At 74.1% G+C, this 21,437-nt stretch carries 18 protein-coding genes; 8 read left to right on the plus strand and 10 right to left on the minus strand.

Annotation, left to right across the window (positions count from 1 at the left end; translation table 11 throughout):
• Positions 1-2 precede the first annotated feature (2 nt).
• Both SLAV_RS32475 and SLAV_RS32480 read left to right on the plus strand, forming a co-directional pair.
• Complete coding sequence (locus SLAV_RS32475) at positions 3-656, plus strand: hypothetical protein (RefSeq protein WP_037687675.1); 654 nt, start codon at positions 3-5, stop codon at positions 654-656.
• Positions 656-1,609: a serine/threonine-protein kinase gene (locus SLAV_RS32480; protein ID WP_030232950.1), complete on the plus strand. Its 954-nt coding sequence runs from the start codon at positions 656-658 to the stop codon at positions 1,607-1,609. Before SLAV_RS32475 ends, SLAV_RS32480 begins: the two co-directional genes overlap by 1 nt.
• Positions 1,610-1,641: 32 nt before the next feature.
• Here SLAV_RS32480 and SLAV_RS32485 read toward each other — a convergent pair whose 3' ends face one another.
• Positions 1,642-2,922 carry a streptophobe family protein gene (locus tag SLAV_RS32485; RefSeq protein WP_234333702.1) on the minus strand — a complete coding sequence of 427 codons (1,281 nt, stop codon included), beginning with the start codon at positions 2,920-2,922 and terminating at the stop codon, positions 1,642-1,644.
• Positions 2,923-3,057: 135 nt separating this feature from the next.
• Here SLAV_RS32485 and SLAV_RS32490 point away from each other — a divergent pair, with 135 nt between their 5' ends.
• On the plus strand, positions 3,058-4,326 hold the full coding sequence (locus SLAV_RS32490) for a DUF6777 domain-containing protein (RefSeq protein ID WP_394298624.1): 1,269 nt from the start codon (positions 3,058-3,060) through the stop codon (positions 4,324-4,326).
• Positions 4,327-4,475: 149 nt separating this feature from the next.
• Positions 4,476-6,542 (plus strand): SpoIIE family protein phosphatase, encoded by a 2,067-nt coding sequence (locus SLAV_RS32495; protein WP_030232957.1) that lies wholly within the window; start codon positions 4,476-4,478, stop codon positions 6,540-6,542.
• Between the two features lie 25 nt (positions 6,543-6,567).
• Here SLAV_RS32495 and SLAV_RS32500 read toward each other — a convergent pair whose 3' ends face one another.
• From SLAV_RS32500 to SLAV_RS32515, 4 genes are all read right to left on the minus strand, one after another.
• Positions 6,568-7,374, minus strand: a complete 807-nt coding sequence (locus SLAV_RS32500; RefSeq protein WP_051841110.1) for a DUF4328 domain-containing protein — start codon at positions 7,372-7,374, stop codon at positions 6,568-6,570.
• A gap of 136 nt (positions 7,375-7,510) precedes the next feature.
• Positions 7,511-9,463 carry an ABC transporter permease gene (locus tag SLAV_RS32505; protein WP_030232962.1) on the minus strand — a complete coding sequence of 651 codons (1,953 nt, stop codon included), beginning with the start codon at positions 9,461-9,463 and terminating at the stop codon, positions 7,511-7,513.
• A gap of 112 nt (positions 9,464-9,575) precedes the next feature.
• The gene (gene modA / locus SLAV_RS32510; protein ID WP_030232965.1) at positions 9,576-10,406 is read right to left on the minus strand and encodes a molybdate ABC transporter substrate-binding protein; all 831 of its coding nucleotides are present in this window, start codon (positions 10,404-10,406) and stop codon (positions 9,576-9,578) included.
• A gap of 140 nt (positions 10,407-10,546) precedes the next feature.
• Positions 10,547-10,942 (minus strand): TOBE domain-containing protein, encoded by a 396-nt coding sequence (locus tag SLAV_RS32515; protein WP_030232967.1) that lies wholly within the window; start codon positions 10,940-10,942, stop codon positions 10,547-10,549.
• 134 nt (positions 10,943-11,076) lie between these two features.
• Here SLAV_RS32515 and SLAV_RS32520 point away from each other — a divergent pair, with 134 nt between their 5' ends.
• Positions 11,077-11,484 (plus strand): RNA-binding S4 domain-containing protein, encoded by a 408-nt coding sequence (locus SLAV_RS32520; RefSeq protein WP_051841111.1) that lies wholly within the window; start codon positions 11,077-11,079, stop codon positions 11,482-11,484.
• 310 nt (positions 11,485-11,794) lie between these two features.
• Here SLAV_RS32520 and SLAV_RS32525 read toward each other — a convergent pair whose 3' ends face one another.
• The 4 genes from SLAV_RS32525 to SLAV_RS32540 all read right to left on the minus strand — a co-directional run bounded on the left by SLAV_RS32525 (position 11,795) and on the right by SLAV_RS32540 (position 14,218).
• Positions 11,795-12,202, minus strand: coding sequence for a PTS-dependent dihydroxyacetone kinase phosphotransferase subunit DhaM (locus SLAV_RS32525; RefSeq protein WP_030232972.1), 408 nt, complete (start codon positions 12,200-12,202; stop codon positions 11,795-11,797).
• Entirely contained in the window at positions 12,199-12,807 is a 609-nt protein-coding gene (gene dhaL / locus SLAV_RS32530; protein WP_030232975.1) for a dihydroxyacetone kinase subunit DhaL, read from the minus strand. Before dhaL ends, SLAV_RS32525 begins: the two co-directional genes overlap by 4 nt.
• A 62-nt stretch (positions 12,808-12,869) precedes the next feature.
• Complete coding sequence (gene dhaK, locus SLAV_RS32535; protein ID WP_030232977.1) at positions 12,870-13,874, minus strand: dihydroxyacetone kinase subunit DhaK; 1,005 nt, start codon at positions 13,872-13,874, stop codon at positions 12,870-12,872.
• Complete coding sequence (locus SLAV_RS32540; protein WP_051841112.1) at positions 13,871-14,218, minus strand: hypothetical protein; 348 nt, start codon at positions 14,216-14,218, stop codon at positions 13,871-13,873. The genes dhaK and SLAV_RS32540 overlap by 4 nt, the downstream gene beginning before the upstream one ends.
• 361 nt (positions 14,219-14,579) lie before the next feature.
• Between SLAV_RS32540 and SLAV_RS32545 the strand changes: the two genes are divergently transcribed.
• The 3 genes from SLAV_RS32545 (at position 14,580) to SLAV_RS32555 (ending at position 20,081) form a co-directional block, all read left to right on the plus strand.
• Positions 14,580-15,617, plus strand: a complete 1,038-nt coding sequence (locus tag SLAV_RS32545) for a terpene synthase family protein (RefSeq protein WP_030232983.1) — start codon at positions 14,580-14,582, stop codon at positions 15,615-15,617.
• 14 nt (positions 15,618-15,631) lie between these two features.
• Positions 15,632-16,984, plus strand: a complete 1,353-nt coding sequence (locus SLAV_RS32550; protein WP_030232985.1) for a cytochrome P450 — start codon at positions 15,632-15,634, stop codon at positions 16,982-16,984.
• 190 nt (positions 16,985-17,174) lie between these two features.
• Complete coding sequence (locus SLAV_RS32555; RefSeq protein WP_030232988.1) at positions 17,175-20,081, plus strand: ATP-binding protein; 2,907 nt, start codon at positions 17,175-17,177, stop codon at positions 20,079-20,081.
• Between the two features lie 78 nt (positions 20,082-20,159).
• Here the strand turns inward: SLAV_RS32555 and SLAV_RS32560 are convergent, their stop codons facing one another.
• Positions 20,160-21,416 (minus strand): SUKH-4 family immunity protein, encoded by a 1,257-nt coding sequence (locus tag SLAV_RS32560; protein ID WP_030232991.1) that lies wholly within the window; start codon positions 21,414-21,416, stop codon positions 20,160-20,162.
• Between the last annotated feature and the right edge of the window lie 21 nt (positions 21,417-21,437).

Genomic DNA, 21,437 nt, shown 5'->3' on the forward strand with positions numbered 1-21,437 from the left:
CGATGACCACCCCGGACGGCCCCGGCGCCGTGTTCCGGCCCACGCACGTGGTCCCGCCCGACGGGCTGCCCGCCTGGGAGGCGCCCGACACCACCCGGCCGACCACCGCCCTGGACGCCTTCCTCCCCGTACGCCTGCTGTCCCGGAGCGGGGAGTGGGGGGAGGTCCTGTGCGCCAACGGCTGGTCCGCCTGGGTCGACGGCCGGCTGCTGGTGGCCGTGCCGCAGCCGCCGCCCACCGGCGGCCGGCCCGTCGCCCCGGCCGAGGACCCCGGGCCGCTGCTCTCCGCCGCCGCCGAGGCCCTCGACCGCTACCGGCGGGCCGTCCGCGACCTCGCCGCGGACCCGGCGGACACCGGCGCGTTCCGGGAGGCCGTACGCGGCCTGCGGGCCGGGATCGTCATCGACGGCGGGTCCGTGTGGCTCTACGACGCCCCGGCGGAGCGGTGGACGTACGCGGACGGGAGCCGCCTGGCCCCCTACGCGGTCGTCTCGGGACCGGGCACCCCGCCCGCGCCGCAGCCGCAGGACCCGCAGCCGCAGGACCCGCAGCCGCGGGATTCCGGCGGCCCCGCTCCCGGCGCCGGCCCCGCGGAGGCCGCCCACGATCCCACCAGGGTCGTGGACCCGCCCCCGCCCGAACCGGGCGGGCGCTGATGGCCCCCGACGACCCACGGGCCGGGCGGGCGTCCGGACCCGCCGGCGGGCGGATCGCCGGCTACCAGCTGGAGGAGGAGATCGGGCGCGGCGGCATGGCCGTCGTCTACCGGGCCCGGGACCTGCGCCTGGACCGCACGGTCGCGCTGAAGGTGCTGGCCCCCGAACTGGCCCGCAACGACACCTTCCGGCAGCGCTTCGCCCACGAGTCCAAAGTGGCGGCGGCCATCGACCACCCGCACATCGTGCCCGTGTTCGAGGCGGGAGAGGCGGACGGGCTGCTGTACATCGCCATGCGCTACGTCCCCGGGCAGGACCTGCGCGCCCTCCTCGACCGCACCGGTCCGCTCTCCGTGGCGACGGCGGCCCGGATCGCGGGCCAGCTGGCCTCCGCGCTCGACGCCGCCCACGCCCACGACCTGGTCCACCGGGACGTCAAACCCGGCAACGTCCTGGTCGCGGAGGGCACGGACGGCGAACACCCCGAGCACGTGTACCTGACGGACTTCGGCCTCACCAAGAAGTCCCTCTCGCTGACCGGGTTCACGACCGTCGGCCAGTTCGTCGGAACCCTGGACTACGTCGCCCCGGAGCAGATCTCCGGGAAGCCGGTGGACGGCCGCTGCGACGTGTACGGGCTGGGCTGCGTGGTCTACGAGATGCTGACCGGGGGCCCGCCGTTCCGCCGCGACGACGACCTCGCCCTGCTCTGGGCCCACCAGTACGACCCGCCGCCCCCACCGTCCTCGCACCGCCCGGAACTGCCGCCCGCCGTCGACTCCGTCCTCGCCAAGGCCCTCGCCAAGGCCCCCGAGGACCGCTGGGGGACCTGCCTGGCCTTCACCGCCGCCCTCCGCGCCACGGCCGGCCGGCCGCCACCCGCCGCCCCCGCCTGCCCGCCGCCCCCGGACTGGGCCCTGCCCGTGTTCCGCGGCCCGTCCGGGCACGCGTAGCGAGCGCCACGGAGCCCGCAGCCATCACGGCCTCACGGTGACGAGGGCGTGCGCGCGGCGCGGCGGCGCCGCAGGGGCCGGGACAGGAGGTCGCCGAGGAGACCCGCCACCGCGCCCCACAGGAGGGCCAGGCCCGTCGTCCGCCACAGCTGCGGGGTGAGCTCGGCGCTGCCGCCGAGACCGGCCGCGTCGCCGATGCCCAGCAGGGACAGCCCGAACCTGACCTCCACCCGGGCCAGCAGGCACACCGTCAGGGTGGCCAGCGCGAGTGCCACCGCAAGGTGCAGGGCGTGCTGCCACGGCCGCACGTGCGCGGGGGAGCGTACGGCGGCCAGCACCCCGGTGGCGAGCAGCAGGACGGCCGCCACCGGGACCAGCCACCAGGCCCGCGGGTCGTGCTCCGCGAGCGAGGCCACGTCGACGGTCGACGGCTCGGAGCCGCGCAGGACCTCGTCCAGCACCTGCGGCACCGGCAGGCCGAACGGCCCCTCCACACGGCCCTGCCAGGCACCGCCGAAGCCGACGGTCAGGGCGGGCCAGGCGAGGTTGGGCAGGCCGAGCAGGAGGACGGCCAGGGTCCGGGCGGCGTGGCCCCGGGCCGCGGCCGTCACCAGGCCGACGATCAGGCCCAGCCCCACGTACGCGACGAGCAGCACGGCGCCGGCGTGGGCGGCCGGGCGGACCGCCGCGTGGAAGCGGACGAGGGAGGCGGGCAGCGGCGCGCGCCGCGAGACCAGCAGGGTGATCAGCAGCAGCCCCAGGATCCACAGCAGCCCGAAGAGGAGCGTCGCGGGCAGGTCGGCACGGAAACCCACCGTCGGCGCGGAGCCGCCGAGCAGCTCGCCGAGGTCCCCGAGGGGTGAGTCCCCGGGGAAGAGTCCGAAGTCCTGCCGGGCCAGGAGGGCGGTCGCCAGGAGCAGGAGCAGCCACAGGACGGTCAGCCGGGCGGCCCGCAGCGCCAGTTCCCGGGGCACGGCCACCGCCCGGCCCCGCAGCGGACGCAGGAAGAGGAAACCGGTGGTGAGCGCCCCGGCCAGGCTGACCGACAGGGGCATCACCGACAGGCTCACGTCCGCCCCCGCCAGCGGACCCGCGTCGGCGGAGCCCTCGACCGCGCCGCCGGCGGCCATCACCACGACGGCGGCGAGCACCCGGGGGAAGGCACCCTCCGGAAGATCGCCCGCTCCGGCGCAGGCGAGCCCGGCCGCGGCCACCGCGGTCATCACCACGAAGCCCGCCAGGGCGGCCACGAGCGCGTCGCGCCAGGCCCTGGTGGAGGTGCGTGCGGAGGTCCCGGCGGAGGAACGGATCACCCGCTCACCGTGGCACCCCCGGCTTGCGGGCACCACCGGGAGCACGCACACAATGGTCCGCAGGAGTGTACGAGTCGGTACGAAGAGGTATCGGTCGGAGCTTTCGGGAATTCCGCCGCTCGGGGAGAAGAGCCCGTGACCACGCAGCCCTCCGGCGAACGGCCGCCGCAGCCCCACCAGCCGTCACCGCCGGACGCGTCCTCGTCCGGGCCCCCGTCCGGACGGCCCACCGGGCCCCCTTCCGGGCCGCTTTCCGGCGGGGCGGGCCAAGGTCCCCCCGAGCCGCCGCCCCCGGCACCGCCGGGCGGGTCCCGGCCGCCCTGGTGGCGGTCCGGCCCCGGGATCGCGGCGGCGGTCGTGGCGCTGGCCGCAGTGGCCGCGCTGGTCGTGGTGCTGACCCGGCCCGGCGGCGGGGGCTCCACGCAGCGGGCCGGGGCCGAGGTGTTCCTCCAGCCGGCCTCCGCGACCGGCCCCGCCCCCTTCACCGAGTCCACGGCTGCGCGGCAGGCCACCCCGCCCCCGTACAGCCCGGCCCCGGTCCCGTCCCCGGTGGGCACCGGCACCACCCCGACCCGCAGCGTCAGCGGCGCCGCCCCCGGCCTGTACGGCGGCACGAAGAACGTGGTCAGCTGCGACGTGCCCAGGCAGATCGCCGCGCTGTCCGCCGATCCCGCCAAGAACGCGGCCTTCGCCTCCGCCCTCGGTATCGGACCCCGGGCCGTCCCCGGCTACCTGCGCGGACTGACTTCCGTACAGCTGCGCACGGACACCCGGGTCACCAACCACGGCTACCGCGACGGCAGGGCCACCCCCTACCAGGCGGTCCTCCAGGCGGGAACGGCCGTACTCGTGGACGACCGGGGGGTCCCGCGGGTCCGCTGCGCCTGCGGCAACCCCCTCGGCGCCCCCGTACCGCTGCCGGCGAACCCGAAGCGCTCCGGACAGCCCTGGCCCTCGTACCGGCCCTCCGAGGTCGTGGTGATCGCACCGTCGAAGACGGTCGTGCACAAGATCGTGATCTACGACCACGGGAGCGGCCGCTGGTACGAGCGCGACCGGGGCGCCCGGCCGAAGCCGGACCGGCCCGTTCCGCCACCGGCGACCCCGACCCCGCCGACCGGCACCCCGTCGCCGGTCACCTCCCCGCCGCCCTCCGGCGCCACCTCGCCGCCCGTGACCGGCACCCCGAGCACTCCGAGCACTCCGGACACAGGAACGCCCGAGGACACCGCCACGGCGACCACCCCCGCAGGGAGCCCGTCGGGCAGCCCAGGGGACACGTCCACCCCCTCGGGACCCGCGTCGAAGCCGCCCGCCCTCACCGACCGCAGCACCCCGAGCGGACCCGCCACCCCCTCCGGCCCCTCCACCGCCCCGCCCGCGAGCGCGCCCGCGCAGGGGTGAAACGTGCACGGTGCCCGTACCCACCTTTGGTGATCTTCGTCAGTACCGGGATCCGGAGGCTCCCGCCCGGCCCCAGCTTGCCGCCCCCGGAGCCCCGGCAATCGCACCGCACGCGCGCCGAGAACGGGCGGGAGTGAGACCCTGGCTGCATGGACCAGCGGGGACGGACCCATGAGGTCGACTGGCCCGCGCGGCCGGACCTGAGCCTCGCGCTCAACCGCATGGGCACCTTCGACTGGGACCTCGACAGCGGGCGCATGCATCTGGACGGCACCGCCCTCGGGGTCCTCGACCTGCGCCCCGAGGAGTTCGGCGGCACCCCCGAGGGGCTGCTCGGCCGGGTCGCGCCCGGCGAACGGGCCCGGCTGGAGCGCCGCGTCGAGGAGGCCCTGCGGGAAGGGCGCAGCCACTACGGGGCCTACTTCCGCACCCTGCGCCGGGACGGCGGCGCCGCCTGGACCCACGTCCAGGGACACGTCCTGCGGGACCCGCACGGCCGCCCGTACCGGATCATCGGCATCCTCCGCGACGCCACCACGGACCCCAACGAGCCGGGCGCCGCCGGGAACGGGGACGAGGGACGCCGCCGGATGACCGGGGTCGTCGAGCGGACCACCGCGATCCTCGCGCACGCCCGCACCGTCAACGACGTGACCGACGTCCTCAAGGACCCCGAGGCCCTCGGCCACCTCGGCGCCGTCAGCGTCATGCTCGGGATCGTCGACGGCGCCCGCATCCACCTGGTCGCCGAGGGACAGCTCGGCTCGTACGTCCCCGAGATCGAGTACACGCGGATCGACGCGCAGTTCCCCATGAGCGAGGCCGTACGGACCCTCCAGCCGGTGTTCATCGCCTCCCGGGAACAGTTCCAGCGCAACTATCCGCAGTTGTGGCCGTACATCGAGCCGCTCGCCGTGCGCAGCGGCGTCTACCTGCCGCTGATCGCCCAGGGACGGGCCGTCGGCGCCCTCGGCCTGCTGTACACGCGGGACGGGGACTTCACCGCGGAGGAGCGCAACGTCCTGGTCGCCCTCGGCAGCGGCATCGCGCAGAGCCTCCAGCGGGCGATCCTCTTCGAGCAGGAGCACGACCTCGCCGAAGGCCTCCAGCGGGCCATGCTGCCCCGCCGCATCCCGGACGTACCGGGCGCGCTGATCGCCGTCCGGTACCGGGCGGCGCGGATGGGACGCGACATCGGCGGCGACTGGTACGACGTGGTCCCGCTCGGCGACGGCCGGGTCGGGGTGATGATCGGCGACGTCGAGGGCCACGACACGGACGCGGCGGCCGTGATGGGCCAGCTCCGGATCGTGTTCCGGGCCTACGTCATGGAGGGCCACACCCCCGGTGCGGCGATGGCGCGCGCCTCCGCCTTCCTGCGCGACCTGGCCACCGAACGCTTCGCCACCTGCACCTATGCCGAGGTGGACCTGAACACCGGAACCCTCCACCTGGTCCGGGCCGGCCACCTGGACCCCGTCGTCCGGCGCGGCGACGGCACCTGCCACCGCATCCAGGTCGCGGGCGGGCTGCCGCTCGGCCTGCCCCCGCGCGAGCAGCCGGGCACCGGCTCCGGCTACCCCGTCACCAGCCTGGAACTGCACCCGGGGGACACCCTGCTGCTCTGCACCGACGGGCTGCTCGAACGCTCCGGCGGTGACCTGGAGACCGGGATGCGGGAGCTGATGGACGCGGCCCGCGAGGGTCCCGTCGACGTCGAGGAACTGGCCGACGTACTGTGCGACCTCGTCGGGGACGCGGGCGGCGGGGACGACATGGCCATGCTCCTGCTGCGCCGGCGCGGCACCCCCGCCCCGCGCGGCGGCGGACCGCTGCACCAGCGCCTCGTCCCCGGCGACCCCGACAGCCTGGTGATGGGCCGCCACCTGATCCGGGCGGCGGTGGCCGCCTGGGGGGCCCGGGAGCGGGCCGACGAGATCGAGCTGGTGGCGGACGAGCTGATGACCAACGCCCTCGTGCACACCGACGGCGGCGGCCTGGTCAGCCTGCGGCTGACGGCCGAGGGCCGGATCCGGATCGAGGTCGAGGACTACAGCAGCGCCCTGCCGCGCCGCCGCGAGGCGGACGACTGGGCGGTGTCCGGCCGTGGCCTGATGCTGGTGGAGCGGCTCGCGGAGGGCTGGGGCGTGGAGCCCAGGGGCGGCGGGAAGTGCGTGTGGTGCGAGTTCGCCGTACCGCCGGGGGACGGGCGCTGAGGACGCCCGTCCCGAGGGAGCCGGTTCAGGCGGCGGCGTAGGGCCCCTGAGCGGCCTTCACGTTCTGCAGGGACGTCAGCCGGAGCACGAAGACGATGCCGAGCGCGGCCGCGGCCACCGTGGTCACACCGGCGAACGCGCCCAGGGCGGACGCGGTCCGCAGGGCCTCGGGGGTCTGCGCCCGGCTGCCGAGCAGCGTGGCCGTCGTGTCGAGGACCCGGCAGAGGACCCAGAGGATCCACCACGAGGTCAGCGGCACCGTGGAGACCCGCCGGAAGGAGCCGTCCGGCCCCAGCTGCACGCTCGCCGCCCAGGTCTGCGCCGCGACCCGGTAGGGCAGGAAGAGGTTCCCGAAGGGGATGAACCAGGACCCCACGGCCCAGCCCGCGGACCCGGTGAAGGCACCCGGGTTGAAGATCCCGCCGTTGGTCCGCACGCGGTGGAACCAGATGACGAAGACGACCGCCGTGGCCAGCAGCGTCAGGCTCTGGAAGCCGCCGGTGAGGCTGGTGAGCAGGTCCGCGCCTTCGAGGGTGTCCTGCTCCACCGAGAAGGGGGCGGCCTGTACGTCCTTCATCAGCGACCAGGTGTACAGGTCGGCGGCGGACCCCAGCAGGGCGGCCAGGGCCGCAGCGCAGAGCAGCACCGTGACGGCCGTCGCCAGCCCCCGCGGGGAACGCAGCACGGGGGCGGCCGGCTGCCCGTAGGGCGGCTGGCCGTACGGCGGCTGCCCGTACGGGGCCTGTCCGTGGGGCGGCTGACCGTACGGCGGCTGTCCGTACGGCGGCGGGCCGGGCGGAGGCGGCGGTGAGCCGGGCGCGCTGAAGGACATGACGGAGGACCCCCCACGGGTACGGAAGACGGCTGGAGCGGGCCGGCCTGCTGACGGGCCGCCCGGGCAGGGTCGAACATATGCCAGCCCGTCTTCCGCGTCCAAAGGGATGCGGAAGGGCCCCGGCAGGCTGTCCCTAAAGCCGTACGAGGGTGACCTCGGTCGCCTTCACGCTCGTCCACACCGCGGCGCCGTCGGCCAGTCCCAGTTCGGCCGCCGCCTCCGGAGTGATCTCCGCGACCAGGTCGGGGACTTCGGCGGACCCGACGAGGACGCGCAGCCGGCTGCCGACCGCGGTGATCTCCCGTACGGTGCCGGGCCAGACGTTGCGCGGACTGCCACCGGGGCGCTCCCGGTGCACCGCCACCGCCTCCGGGGCGATGATCGCCAGCGCCGCCGCCCCTTCGGGCAGGGACTCCGCCACCACCAGCCGCCCGCCCGGCCCGAGCGCCATCCCGTCGGCGGAGGCGGTGCCGGGCCAGGCGTTGCGGCCCAGCATCCGGGCCACCCAGGGCGAGCGCGGCCGGCGGGTCACCTCGGCCGGGGCCGCGTCCTGCAGCGTGCGCCCGTCGGAGAGCACGAGGACCCGGTCGGCCAGCGACACCGCCTCGACGGGATCGTGCGTGACGATCAGGCAGACCCCGCCGAAGCCCGCCAGGTGCGTGCGCAGGGTGTGCCGCACGTGGGCCCGGGTGGTCTGGTCGAGGGCGGCGAGGGGCTCGTCGAGCAGCAGCAGCCGGGGCCGGGCGGCGAGCGCCCGGGCGAGCGCCACCCGCTGGGCCTGCCCGCCGGACAGCTGGGCCGGCTTGCGCCGGGCGAGGTGGCCGACGCCGAGCCGGTCCAGCCAGTCCTGCGCCTCGCGGCGGGCCTCGGCGCGGCCGGCCCCGCGGGCGCGCAGCCCGTACGCGGTGTTGGCGAGGGCGGTCAGATGGGGGAACAGCGCCCCGTCCTGGGGCACCCAGGCCACCTGGCGCCGGTGCGGGGGCAGGGCGGTGACGTCGGTGTCGCCCAGGCGCAGCCGGGCGTGGGCGCGCGGGGTGAGCCCCAGCAGGGCCCGCAGCAGGGTGGTCTTGCCGGCGCCGTTCTCGCCGACGACGGCGATGGTGGTGCCCGGCCCGGCGTCCAGGGTGAGCTCGTTGAAGCCCGTCACCTCGGCGTGCAGGGCCCAGTCGCCGCCGTCGGCCCGCACGGCCTCCCCGTCGGGCACGGGGCCTCCGTCGCCTCCGTCGGGCCCCGGGACGGACGGCGACGGCTCCTCGGTGACCGCCGCGGCCCCGGCCTCCTTCGCGGCGACCGGGGTGCCGGTCCAGCGTCCGCGCAGGGCGATGAGCACGCCCATGGCGATGGCGAGCAGCAGCAGCGACACCGAGGTGGCGGCCTCCGGCTTGTCCTGGAGCAGCAGGTACACCTGGAGGGGAAGCGTCTGGGTGGTGCCGGGCAGGTTGCCCGCGAAGGTGATGGTCGCGCCGAACTCGCCCAGCGCGCGGGCCCAGGTGAGGGCCGCCCCGGCGACCAGACCGGGCGCCACCATGGGCAGCGTCACGGTGAAGAACACCCGGACCGGCGGGGCGCCGAGGGAGGCGGCGGTTTCCTCGTAGCTCTGCTTGAGCCCGCCGAGCGCGCCCTCCAGGCTGATCACCAGGAAGGGCATCGCGACGAACGTCGCCGCGACGACGGCGCCGGAGGTGTGGAACGGCAGGGTGATGCCGAAGGTGCCCTCCAGCCAGGGGCCGAGGAGCCCGCGCCGCCCGAAGCCCAGCAGCAGGGCCACACCGCCGACGGTCGGCGGCAGCACCATCGGCAGCAGCACCAGCGAGCGGACCAGGGCCTTGCCCTTGAAGGGGACCCGGGCCAGCAGCCAGGCGAGCGGCACGCCCAGCAGCAGGGAGAGCCCCAGCGCCCACAGCGACACCACCAGCGACAGCCGCAGCGCCTCGACGACGCCGGGGCTGGTGAGGTGGGTACCGAGTTCGCCCCACTGCGTACGGGAGAGGATCCCGATCAGCGGGAGCAGCAGGAACGCGACGGCGAGCAGCGCGGGCAGCGCGAGCGCCAGGGGAGGCCGGGGGCGGATGCGGAGTCTGCTCATGGGGTTCCTGCTCGAAGCGGCGGCGGTGGGCACCGGGGGCGCGGAAGGAGGATACGGACGAGGGGGCTGCCCGTCCCCCCGGACCGGGCAGCCCCCTGGAACCTGTGGCGGGTTACGCCTTCTGGAAGCCGGCGTCCTGGAGGATCTTCTGCGCCTCCGGGGTGCTCAGCCAGGCCACGAACGCGGCCGCGGCCTCGCTGTTCTTGGACTGCTTGAGCGTGGCGGCCGGGTAGGAGGCCACGGCGTTCTGGTCGTCCGGGATGTCGACGGTGACGACCTTGTCGCCGGACTTCGCGGAGTCCGTCTTGTAGACGAGACCGGCGTCGGCCTCGCCCAGCTCGACCTTGGACAGGACCGCGCGGACGTTCGCCTCCTGGGAGACCGGCTTCACCTCGATCTTCTGGGCGTCGAGGATTTGCTTGGAGTAGCGGCCGACGGGGACCTCGGGAGCCGCCAGGACGACCTTGATCTTGGAGTCGGCGAGGTCCTTCAGCTCGTCGATCTTGAACGGGTTGCCCTTGCCCGCCGCGATGACGAGACGGTTCTTCGCGATGACGAGACGGTTCTTCGCGATGACGGTGGCGTCGTTGGTCTCGCCCTTGAGGCCGTCCATCGTCTTGGTGTCGGCGGTGACCAGGGCGTCGGCCGGGGCGCCCTGCTTGACCTGCGCGGCCAGCTCCTGCGAACCGGCGAAGGAGAAGGTGACCTTCGTCCCGGGGTGGGACTTCTGGTACGCCTCACCGGCGGTCTTGAAGACGTCGGTGAGGGAGGAGGCCGCGAGGACCGTGAGGTTCACGGCCTTGGGCGAGGCCGGGGCCGGGGCGGACGCGGAGCTCGCGGCGTCGTCCTTCTTCTCCGCGTCGCTGCCACAGGCGGACAGCGGGACGAGCAGGGCGGCGGTCAGCGCCGCGGCGGCGGCACGGCGGTTCAGGATCGCGGACATGGAAGGGCTCCTCGGTCGGGTCGGCGGCCGGCCGGGGGCCGGACCGCGTGGTGGTGACCCGCGCCGGTGACGGGCGGAGCGGGTGGGGACGGGCGGACGGGAAAGCGGTGCGGCTGCTGGATCGGGCGGATCGGGTGGTATCAGGCGCGGTCGATGTGCACGCTGGTGGACTTCACGCGGGCGGTGGCCTGCATGCCGACCTCCAGGCCCAGTTCCTCGACGGCCTCGCGGGTGAGCAGGGAGACCAGGCGGTGGGGACCGGCCTGGATCTCGACCTGGGCGGCCACGTCGCCGAGCTTGACGGCGGTGACGATCCCGGGGAACGCGTTGCGCGCGGAGGTGTAGGGCTCTCCGTCCTCGGCGTGGGCGCCCTGCCCCACCTCGACGGAGAAGGCCGCCAGGTCACGGCCGTTGATCAGGCGACGGCCGCCCTCGTCGCGATGGGTCGCGACCCGGCCTGCGTCGGCCCAGCGGCGCGCCGTGTCCGGGCTGACGCCCAGCAGACGTGCCGCCTGTCCGATGGTGTAGGACTGCATGGGCGACAAGGTAGGGGCAGTTCTGGCGCATTTGCAATTCGTTTGGGACGATCTCCATCGCAGATGCCATCCCCATTGTGTTATCCGCCAAAACTCATTCCGCTTTCCGGCCTTCCGGTCGCTAAAGTCTGGGCATGGCTGATGCAGACGTGAGGACGACGGGTTCGACGGATGCCGGTGGCACGGCGCGGGTGGACGCCTGGATCTGGTCGGTGCGCCTGACGAAGACCCGATCGGTCGCCGCCACCGCCTGCCGGGCGGGCCACGTCAAGGTCAACGGGGAGCGCGCGAAGCCCGCGCAGAGCGTGCGCGCGGGGGACGAGGTACGGCTCTTCCACGCGGGGCGCGAGCGGATCGTGGTGGTCCGCAGGCCCGTGACCAAGAGGGTCGGGGCACCCGTCGCGGCGGAGTGCTTCATCGACAACAGCCCGCCGCCGCCCACCCCGGTGGAGGCGGCCGTGGTCGGCATCCGCGACCGCGGCGCGGGCCGCCCCACGAAGCGCGAACGCCGCGAGATCGAAATCCTGCGCGGCCGCCCGTAGCCTCCGGCGGAGACCGGGCGGGGCCGGCCGCGACGCCCCTCCGCCCTACCGGGCCCACGGACCCACCGCCGTGCCCTACGGATCCACCCAGGCCTCGCCGTGCCCTGCCGGGCCTCATGGGCCCGCCACCGTGTCGTGCGGGGGTCCGGGCCGCGCGGGTCGCCGCCGTGCCCTGCCGGGCAGGGCCGCGTCGGGCCGGGCCGCGCAGGGGCGCCGGGCGGCCCGGGGTGGGCGGGTCGGTTGTGGTCGGGCCGCGTGGAGGCCGGGTTTGGTGGGGGCGGCCGGCGCCGGTGGGGGTGCCCGGTCCGGGTCAGGCCTTGCGGTAGTCGTACGCTTCCGCGGCGGCCGCCGCCACCGCGTCCAGGGGGGCGCCCGCGGAGGCGGCCACCACCGCCGCCACCGCCCCCTCCAGGAAGGGGGCGTCCACCAGCCGGGATCCGGCGGGCAGTTCCTCGTCCTCCAGCAGGGCCTTGACCGTCAGCACGGAGCTGCCCAGGTCCGTGAGGAGCGCCACCCCCGCCCCCCGGTCCACCGACGCCGCGGCCGCCAGGACCAGCTCCGCGCTCGTGCCCAGCCCGCCGTCGACGGTGCCGCCCGCCGGGGCCACCGGCGCCACCGCTCCGCCCGCGGCCAGCCCCCGGGCCAGCTCCGCCACCGACTCCGCGACCGCGGCGCTGTGGGAGACCAGCACGATCCCGACCACCGGCCCGGCGCTCATGCCGCACCACCCGCGGCATCGGCCAGCGCGCGCAGCAGCAGCGCCGACGAGGTGGCCCCCGGGTCCTGGTGCCCGATGCTGCGCTCCCCGAGGTAACTGGCCCGGCCCTTGCGCGCGAGCATCGGGGTGGTCGCCACCGCACCGGCATCGGCCGCGTCCGCGGCATCGGCGTAGGAGGTGGCGAGCGCCGCGACCCCCGGTACCAGCGCGTCCAGCATGGTCTTGTCGCCCGGTGCCGCGCCGCCCAGCCGGGCCACCGCGTCCACCCCCGCGTCCAGCGCCTCCCGCACCTGCTCGTCGGAGACCTCCGCGGCCTCCCCGAGCTCCTTGCCCGTGCGCCGCAGCAGCGTTCCGTACAGCGGACCGGAGGCGCCGCCGACGGTGGAGATCAGCGTCCGCCCGGCCAGTTGCAGCAGGGCGCCCGGCGGGGCCGACGCGTCGGCCCCGGCCAGTGCGGCGCGGACGGCGACGAACCCCCGCAGCAGGTTGCTCCCGTGGTCGGCGTCCCCGATGGGGGAGTCCAGCTCCGTCAGCCGGTCCGCCTCCCGTTCCACGGCCGCCGCGGCGGCGTCCAACCAGCGTCGGAAGAAGTCTGCGTCACGCACCGGATCTCCTCGTCTCGCACCCGCTCGGACGGTCCCACCGCCACCCTACGGTCACCCGCGTCTCAGCGGCCCCAGCGCAGGGCGGCGGTCTGCACCGGCGCGTCCCACAGGCGCAGCAGCTCGTCGTCGGCCCGGCACAGGGTCACCGAACAGCCGGCCATGTCCAGGGAGGTCACGTAGTTGCCGACGAGGGACCGCGCCACCGGTACGCCGCGCGCCTCCAGCACCCGGGCCACCTCGGCGTGGAACCCGTACAGCTCCAGCAGCGGGGTCGCCCCCATGCCGTTGACCAGGGCCAGTACCGGCGCGTCCGCCGGGCCCGACCGCGCCAGGTCCTCCAGTACGGCGCCCACCGCGAACTCCGCGATCTCGCGGGAGGTCATCATCGCCCGCCGCTCCCGCCCGGGCTCGCCGTGGATGCCGATGCCCAACTCCAGCTCCCCGTCCGGGAGGTCGAAGGTGGGGCTGCCCTTGGCGGGGGTGGTGCAGGCGCTGAGCGCCACACCGAAGCTGCGCGAGGACTCGTTGACCTGACGGGCGATCGCCGCGACCCGGTCCAGGGGGGCTCCCTCCTCGGCGGCCGCTCCGGCGATCTTCTCGACGAACAGGGTGCCGCCGGTGCCGCGCCGGCCCGCCGTGTAGAGACTGTCGGTGACGGCCACGTCATCGTTGACCAGGACCTGTTCCACCCGCAGCCCGTCGTCCTCGGCCAGCTCCGCGGCCATCTGGAAGTTGAGCACGTCGCCGGTGTAGTTCTTCACGACGAACAGCACGCCCTGCCCGGAGTCGACGGCGCCGGCCGCGCGCAGCATCTGGTCCGGCACCGGCGAGGTGAAGACCTCCCCGGGGCAGGCGGCCGACAGCATCCCGTACCCGACGAAGCCGCCGTGCAGGGGTTCGTGCCCGGAGCCGCCGCCGGACACCAGTCCGACCCGGCCGCCCTCGCGGGCGTCGCGGCGCACCACGAGCCGGTTCTCGACGTCCACGTCCAGGTCCGGATGTGCGGCCGCCATGCCGCGCAGCGCGTCCGCGACCACCGTGTCCGCGGTGTTGATCAGCATCCTCATGGTTCTCTCCCGGTGAGGTCGACGGTGTTCTCCACGACCGCCCAGCCCTTGCCGCCGTCGGGGGCGGCGACCTCGATCAGGTGGTGGTCGAGGTGGCCCGTGATCATGACTGCCATGAGGGAGAGGTACTCGCGCTGCAGGTCGGGGGCGAGTCCGTGGTCCCCCGGCACCTCCAGTACGGTCCGGTCGCCTTCCTCCAGCAGTGCGCAGGTGGACTGGACCGCGCGGACGAGGACCTCGAACCGCTCCCCGTCGAGGCGGTCCCGCACGTCCTCCAGGTAGGTTCCCAGGACGTCGGCCTCCCGGTCGTCGTCCCGGTCCGGCGGTCGGTATCCGCTCACCATGCCACCTCTCCCGGACGGCCGTGTCCACTCGAAGTGTAGGCCGCGGGCCCCGTCCGACGCCGGGTATGCCGTTCGCATATTCCGCACGAATACACTTTCGGTATTTTCCGGATGAATTCATCTTCTCCTCTCGTCCTACATTGACAGTGCGCTGCGGCCTGCGAGTTAATTAGTTCAACGGTGGCCTGATGTGGTCGTGTGTCGGCGGGATCTGGTCGCTCCATGACCGGTTCATTTCGGCAGCCACAGCCGGCCGTCGCGACAATGCCGCAGCAGGAGGGGTGTCTTCACACGATCGTGACCGTCACGGTCGTTCACGTGAGCGGGTATTGGCGAATCGGACTCTTTCATGGGGGGATCAATGACCCAGCTCAACTCTTTCTCTGTTCCCGATTTTCACCTTCCCTTCGGGAATTCCAAACATCCGCTGGCCGCCCGTGCCAACGCCGAGGCCGCCACGTGGGCGGTGCGGCACGAACTCGTCACCGATGCCGTGGACCAATTCGCGGGCATCGGGTTCGGTCATCTCGCGGGCCGGGTGAGCGGTGACGTGCCGTACGAAACGGTCGTCCTGCTCGCGGAGTGGATGGCGTGGTCGTTCGTCCTGGACGACCAGCACGACCACCTCATCAGGACGGGTGAGGTCGCCGCCTGGCGGCCGGTGGCCGAAGCGATCACCGAGCACCTGGCGACGGGATCGGCCGGTGGATCGGGGGCCCGCCGCAACCCGCTGGTGAAGGGGTTCGTCGACGTGTGCGACCGGATCCTCGACGGCATGCCCGAGGGGCCCGCGGCCCGCTACCGGGCCCATGTCCCGCTCATGCTGGACTCCTTGGACCAGGAGGCCGGCAACCGCGGGGGCGAAGGCCGTCCGACCGTCCGGGACTACATCCTGATGCGCCGTCACAGCTCGCAGATACTGCCGATGATGGACATGGTGGAGGCGGGCCTCGGCCTGGACGTGCCGCAGCGCATCCACGACCTGCCCGAGTTCAAGGCGCTCGTGGCGAGCGCCCTGGACGTCATCTCCTGGGGCAACGACGTGTTCTCCCTCCCCAAGGAGCACTCCTGCGGGGACAACAACAACCTCGTCTCCCTCATCTCCTCGTGGGAGGGCTGCTCGCTCGCCACGGCGGTGCGGGCGGTCGAGGGCCGGATCCAGGACCGGATCGAGGAGTACCTCGCGGGCGAGAGGCTGCTGACGGAGACCCTGGACGCCCGCGGCGAGACCGATCCGCAGGTGCGCGCCGCGGTCTCCCGGATCGTGCGCAGCTACGAGGACTGGATCATCGGCGCCGATCTGTGGCAGCGTTACGAGTGCACGCGGTACAGCGACGAACGGTTCGCGGCCGGGCTGGAGTCGGCGTACACCCGCCCCGGCCTGGTTTCGGTGGCATGACAGGGAGTCGGTCCATGGCACAGGCGGAGCAGCCCGGCTCTGTGGTCCCCGCGCCCGTGGCCCCGGGGCGGTTACCGCTCCTGGGCCACGCGGTGCAGCTGTGGCGGCGTCCGATCGCCTTCCTGGAGTCCTTGCGGGAGCACGGTGAGGTCGTGCGCCTCGACATCGGCACCTGGCCCGTGCACGTCCTCACGAGCCCGGAGCACGTCCACGACGTACTCGTCCAGCAGGCGCAGCGGTTCGGGCGGGGCCGGGTCTTCGAGCGGCTGCGCCCGATGTTCGGCAACGGCATCGTCACCACCGACGGGGACTTCCACCGCAAACAGCGCCGGATGATGCAGCCGGCCTTCCACCGCGGCCACATCACCGAGTACGCCGAGGTGATGGGCCGCCAGGCCACGGCGATGTCCTCGTCGTGGACCTCCGGCCGCGAGGTCTCGATGGTCACCGAGACCCGCCGCTACGCGCTCTCCTCGGTCGCCGAGATGATCTTCTCGGGAGACCTGAGCCGGCCCGCCGTGGAGGAGGTGCACCGCTCGCTGCCCATCGTCCTGGAGGGCATGCTCATACGCGCGGTCATGCCCAAGTCGCTGGACCGGCTGCCCATTCCGCTCAACCGCAGGTTCGACGCCGCCGCCGCGCGGCTGCGCGCGATCATCGACCAGGTGATCGCGACCTACGGTTCCGACGGCGAGGAGCGGCACGACCTGCTGTCCCTGCTGCTGTCGAGCGTGGACGCCGAGACGGGCGCGGGGATGTCTCCCGAGCAGGTGCGCGACGAGGTGATCGCCATCATGTTCGCCGGTACGGAGACCTCGGCGACCACCCTGGCCTGGACCTTCCACGAACTCGGCCGGCACCCCGAGGTGCAGGAGCGGCTCCAGGCGGAGGTCGACGAGGTGGTGGGCGAGGGCCCGGTCCGCGCCGAGGACCTGGCACGGCTGACGTACGCGCACGACGTGTTCCAGGAGGCGCTGCGCCTGCACTCGCCGCTGCTGTTCACCCGGCGCGCCCTCGCCCCGCTGACGCTCGGCGGCTTCGCGATCCCGGCCGGGGCCGAACTGGCCTACAGTCCGTACGCGTTGCACCGCGACCCCGAGCTCTTCCCCGACCCCACGGTCTTCGATCCGGACCGCTGGCGCCGGGACGCGGGGGAGCGGTCGCGCGACCACCGGTACGTCCCGTTCGGGGCCGGCCAGCACAAGTGCATCGGCGACACGTTCGCGGTGGCGGAGATCCTGACGGCCCTGGCCACCGTGTCCTCACGCTGGCACCTGACCCCGGCCCCGGGCGTCACGGTGCGTGAGGTTCCGGCGGGCATTCCCCAGCCGAGTGAACTTCCGATGATTCCGATAGCCCGACGCTGACGAAATCCGATCGTTCTTGATCGATTCTAGGCGGATTTACGTCAAAACCGAGTATCACACCGCAATGAAGCCGAGTGATGGTACAGCATTGTTCCCGTAAGAGTGGCGAGATGCCTCAATATTAACTTTAAGCAGCAACATCTCGCCCCCGGGGTCGTACACTCGGCCGCACGCGCAGGAGGGGGCAGGAATGTCACATGTCACGGAACCGAGAGGGTGGGCCCCCGCGCCCCTCCTCGAACGGGAATCCGAAATTCTGGCGATCCATCGCGCGGTGGACGAACTCTTCGGTGTCTCGGACACGGGTTCGCCCACCCGCCGCGGAGGCGTGCTGACCTTCGCGGGGTCGGGCGGCATAGGCAAGACCACCCTGCTCGGCGAGGCCCGCCGGCACGCGGCCGACCGCGGCTGCACCGTGCTCTTCGCACGCGGCGGCGAGCAGGAGAAGCAGGTCCCGTTCCACGTCATGCGCCAGCTGATCCAGCCCACGTTCGCCGCCCTGAGCGAGCAGGAGCGGCGCGACGTCCTCGGCAGCTGGCACGGCATCGTCGCCCCGGCACTCGGCCTGACGGCCTCCGCCAAGGGCCGCACCGCACCCGACCCGCAAGGCGTCCGGGACGGCCTGGACTGGGTCGTCACGCATTTAGCGGTACGCAGCGGCGCGCCCGTCGTCCTGATCCTCGACGACGCGCACTGGGCCGACGCCGAATCCCTGGCGTGGCTGGCCGCCTTCGCGGCGCGGGCCGAGGAACTGGCCATGCTGATCATGGTGGCCTGCAGGCCCGACGAGATCCCGTCGGACGCCGCCCCGCTGCGCGCCCTGATGGGCCGCCAGGGGACCCGCCCGCACGAACTGGCCCCGCTCACCACGAGCGCCGTGGCCCGCATCGTGCGCGAGGCCCTGGGCGACAGCGCCGACGACGTGTTCTGCCGGGAATGCTGGGCGATCACCGGCGGCAACCCCTTCGAAGTCGTCGAACTGGGCATGAAGGGCCGCGACCGCGGTCTCAAACCGCACCAGGACAACATCCCCCAGCTGCGCGACCTGGCCTCCGCCGTCAAGGGCAGCGGCCTGATCGAGCGCCTCGAACAGCTCGGCCCCTCCACCGTCCGGCTGGCCTGGGCCGCCGCCGTCCTCGGCAACGCGGTCCCGATCGGCATCGTCGGGGGAGTCGCGGCGCTCGGCGACGCACAGGCCGCCGACGCCATCGACCAGCTGCACAACGCGCGCATCCTCACCGTCCTGACCAGCGTGCAGCGCAAGGAGGTCGTGGAGTTCTTCCACCCCCTCATCGCCACCGCCGTCTACCGCTCGATCCCGCCCGGCGTGCGCGTCGGCATGCACGGGATGGCCGCGCAGGCCCTGGTCGACGACGGGCACGGTCCCACCGCCGCGGCCCGCCACCTGCTGGAGATGCACCCCGAGGGCGACCCCTGGGTGGTGCAGCAGCTGCGCCGGGCCGCGCGCGAGAGCTTCTCCGCCGGAGCGCCCGACGCCGCGCGGCGCTACCTGGCGCGGGCACTGCGCAAACCGCCCGAGGCCGAACACCGGGCCGAGGTGCTCTTCGAACTCGGCTCCGCCAACCTCCTGCACGACCCGGTGACCACCATCAACCAGCTCAGGACGGCACTGGAGGAACCCAGTACCGCGCCGGAGCTCCGCGAGGCGATCACCTACCGGCTCGCCCAGGCCCTCGGCCACACCGGGCAGCTGGCGCAGGCCGCCGAACTCCTCGCCGAGGAGGCCCGCCACGCGACGAACTCCCGCACCCGGCTGCGCATGCAGGCCGAACAGTTCAAGTGGAACTCCGTCCGCGTCGACGAGGAGAACTCCCCGGCCCGGTCCCGGCTGCTCTCCCAGTTCGCCAAGCGGATCGTCGGCCGGGGCCTGGCCGAGCGGCACATCCTGGGCCTGCGCGCCTGGGACGCCGCACTGCGCGGCGAACCCGTGGGCACCGCCCTGGAGTACGCGGAGCAGGCGCTCGACGGAGGCATGAGCTGGATCGACCAGGACTTCGGTTTCGAGGTCCCGGCCGTCGTGGCCCTCACCCTCATGTACTGCGACCAGCCGGGCCGCGCCGAGGAGCTCTTCAACACCGCCATCATGGAGTTCGAGGCGAAGGGCTGGCGCGGCGCCCACCTGTCGTTCGTCTACACTCTGCTCGGCTACATCCGGTACCGGCGCGGACGCCTCGCGGAGGCCGAGGACTTCGTCCGCAACGGCCTGCAGATCGCCGACCGCATCGGGCACGACATCCCGGCCCAGTGGTACGCGATCGGCACCCTCATCGAGACGCTGCTCGCCCGTGGGAACGTCGCCGAGGCCCGGCAGGTCGCCCGGACCTACAAGCTCGCCGACGGAGGATTCCCCAAGGCGGTCGTCTACCCCGATCCGCAAGCCGTGTGGGGCAAGCTGCTCCTGGCCCAGGGCCGCATCGAGGAGGCCGAACACCACCTCTCCACCGCAGGGAAGCGGCTCGACCTGCGCGGCACGCGGAACCCGTCGTGGAGCCCCTGGCAGCTCGACCTGGCCCTCGCCCAGGTCACCCACGACACCGAACTGGCCGCCGCCACGGCGGCCGAAGCGGTCGTGCGCGCCCGCGCGTTCGGAGCCTCCAGCGTGATCGGCCACGCCCTGCGCGTCGCGGCGGCGGCAGCCGAGCCCGCCCGGGCCGCCCTCCTGCTCAAGGAGGCCGTGGACCACCTCGACCAGTCCCCGGCCGCCGCCGAACTGGCGCACGCGCTGATCGACCACGGGACGGCCCTGCACACCCTGGGCGACCCGCACCAGGCGGCGCAGCAGCTCTACCGGGGCATGGAAACCGCCGCCGCCTGCGGTGCGGACGCCCTGGTGGACCGGGCCCGCGCCCAGATCGCCTCGGCCGGGCTGCGTCCGCGCCGCCTGTCCTCCTCCGAGCAGGAGAGCCTGACGGTCGCCGAGCTCGCGGCGGCGCGCCACGCCGCCCGGGGCCTCGACAACGCGGCGATCGCCAAGGAACTGCGCATCGACTCCCGGACGGTCGCGGCACGGCTGTCCGCGGCCTTCACCAAACTGGGCACCGACCGGCTCGGCCTGGGCCGGGCCCTCGGGGACTGAGCGGGGGCCGGGACCCCGGCCACGAGGGGTGCGGGCCGCCGCGACACGCGCGCGGCGGCCCGCAGCCCCCACCGGCGCTCAGTAGCCGTACACGCTCAGCTCGGTGATGGACGCGAAGACGTGCTCCCACAACTCCTGCGCCGGGCCGGGTTCCAGGGCGGCCGGTTCCAGGACGGCGACCTCCTCGTGGAAGTCCCCGGTGCCGTCCTCGCACGGGTACGGGTCCCAGCAGGCCCCCATGTACCGGCGGACGGCCTCCAGCAGCCTGACGAAGGTCTCCGCGTCCCGGGCGAGGACGAACGGTTCCTCCTCGTTGCGGGAGACGAGGACCTCGCCCGTCCCCGTGTCGAGGAGCACCCGGCCCTCGTCCCCGTACGCCAGCTCGAAGGAGCCCAGGCACAGCGTGCCCTCCGGGTCCTCCGGGGTCCGTACGGGGCCCTCGTCCCCGAAATCCAGCTCGAAGGAGGTCACCCCCGCGCCCCAGTGACGGGGCACGCCCACGCGGGTCAGCAGCTCCCGCGTCGGGGCGTGCTTCAGGGTGGCGGGCAGCGCGGACTCCGCCAGGCGCTGCACCTGCCCGGCGCCGAAGACCCCCTCCAGCCGGGCCGTGTCCAGCGGGGTGTCGGCCGGCGCCGGGTCCAGGAACCACGGCTCGCCGTCCCCGTCGTCATCGGTGCCGGCCCCGCCGGCGGGCCAGTCGGCCACCGCCGGGTTGCGCTCGGCGACCAGCACGCCGCGCGCCTCGGCGAGCAGGAACCGGCCCCCGCCGAGTGCGACGGGCTCCTCCCAGGTCCCGGGACACCGCAGTGCCCAGGCCTCCTCGTCCCCGTCGAAGAGGAACGGCCCCTCCTCCTCGGCCTCCCCGGCCCGGGGCTCGTACGACCCCTCGGCCGGAGCCGGGCACGGCGTACCGGTGGCCAGGTCGAACCAGCGGTCGGCGGTCCAGATCGACCACACCTTGAGCAGCGGCCCGGCCCCGGTGCCCCGCGCGTCGTCGAAGACCTCGGCGCTGCTGTCCCCGCTGAGGTTCGGCTCGGCCCGGTGCGCGCCGACCGGACGCCACCAGGCCCACACCGTCCGCCACGGCATCCCGGGCTCGGCGGCCGCGACCCCGTCGGCGTAGGCGTCGCGGCCCAGCACCTTCGCCGCACAGTGCAGCCACGACGCGAACTCGGCGCGTGAGACCTCCCCGCGCCCGAACACAGCCTCGGCCTGGGTGAACACCTCGCGCCCCACCCCGCCGGCCGATCCGGCGAGGGCGCGGGCGCGGTCGGGACCGGCCTCCAGCAGGGCTGCCGGGGAGGCGAAGGGGGAGCCGGCGGAATCCGGGGACACAACGTCATCAAGATCGTCACG

This window comes from Streptomyces lavendulae subsp. lavendulae, from assembly GCF_002803845.1.
GTDB lineage: Bacteria > Actinomycetota > Actinomycetes > Streptomycetales > Streptomycetaceae > Streptomyces > Streptomyces lavendulae.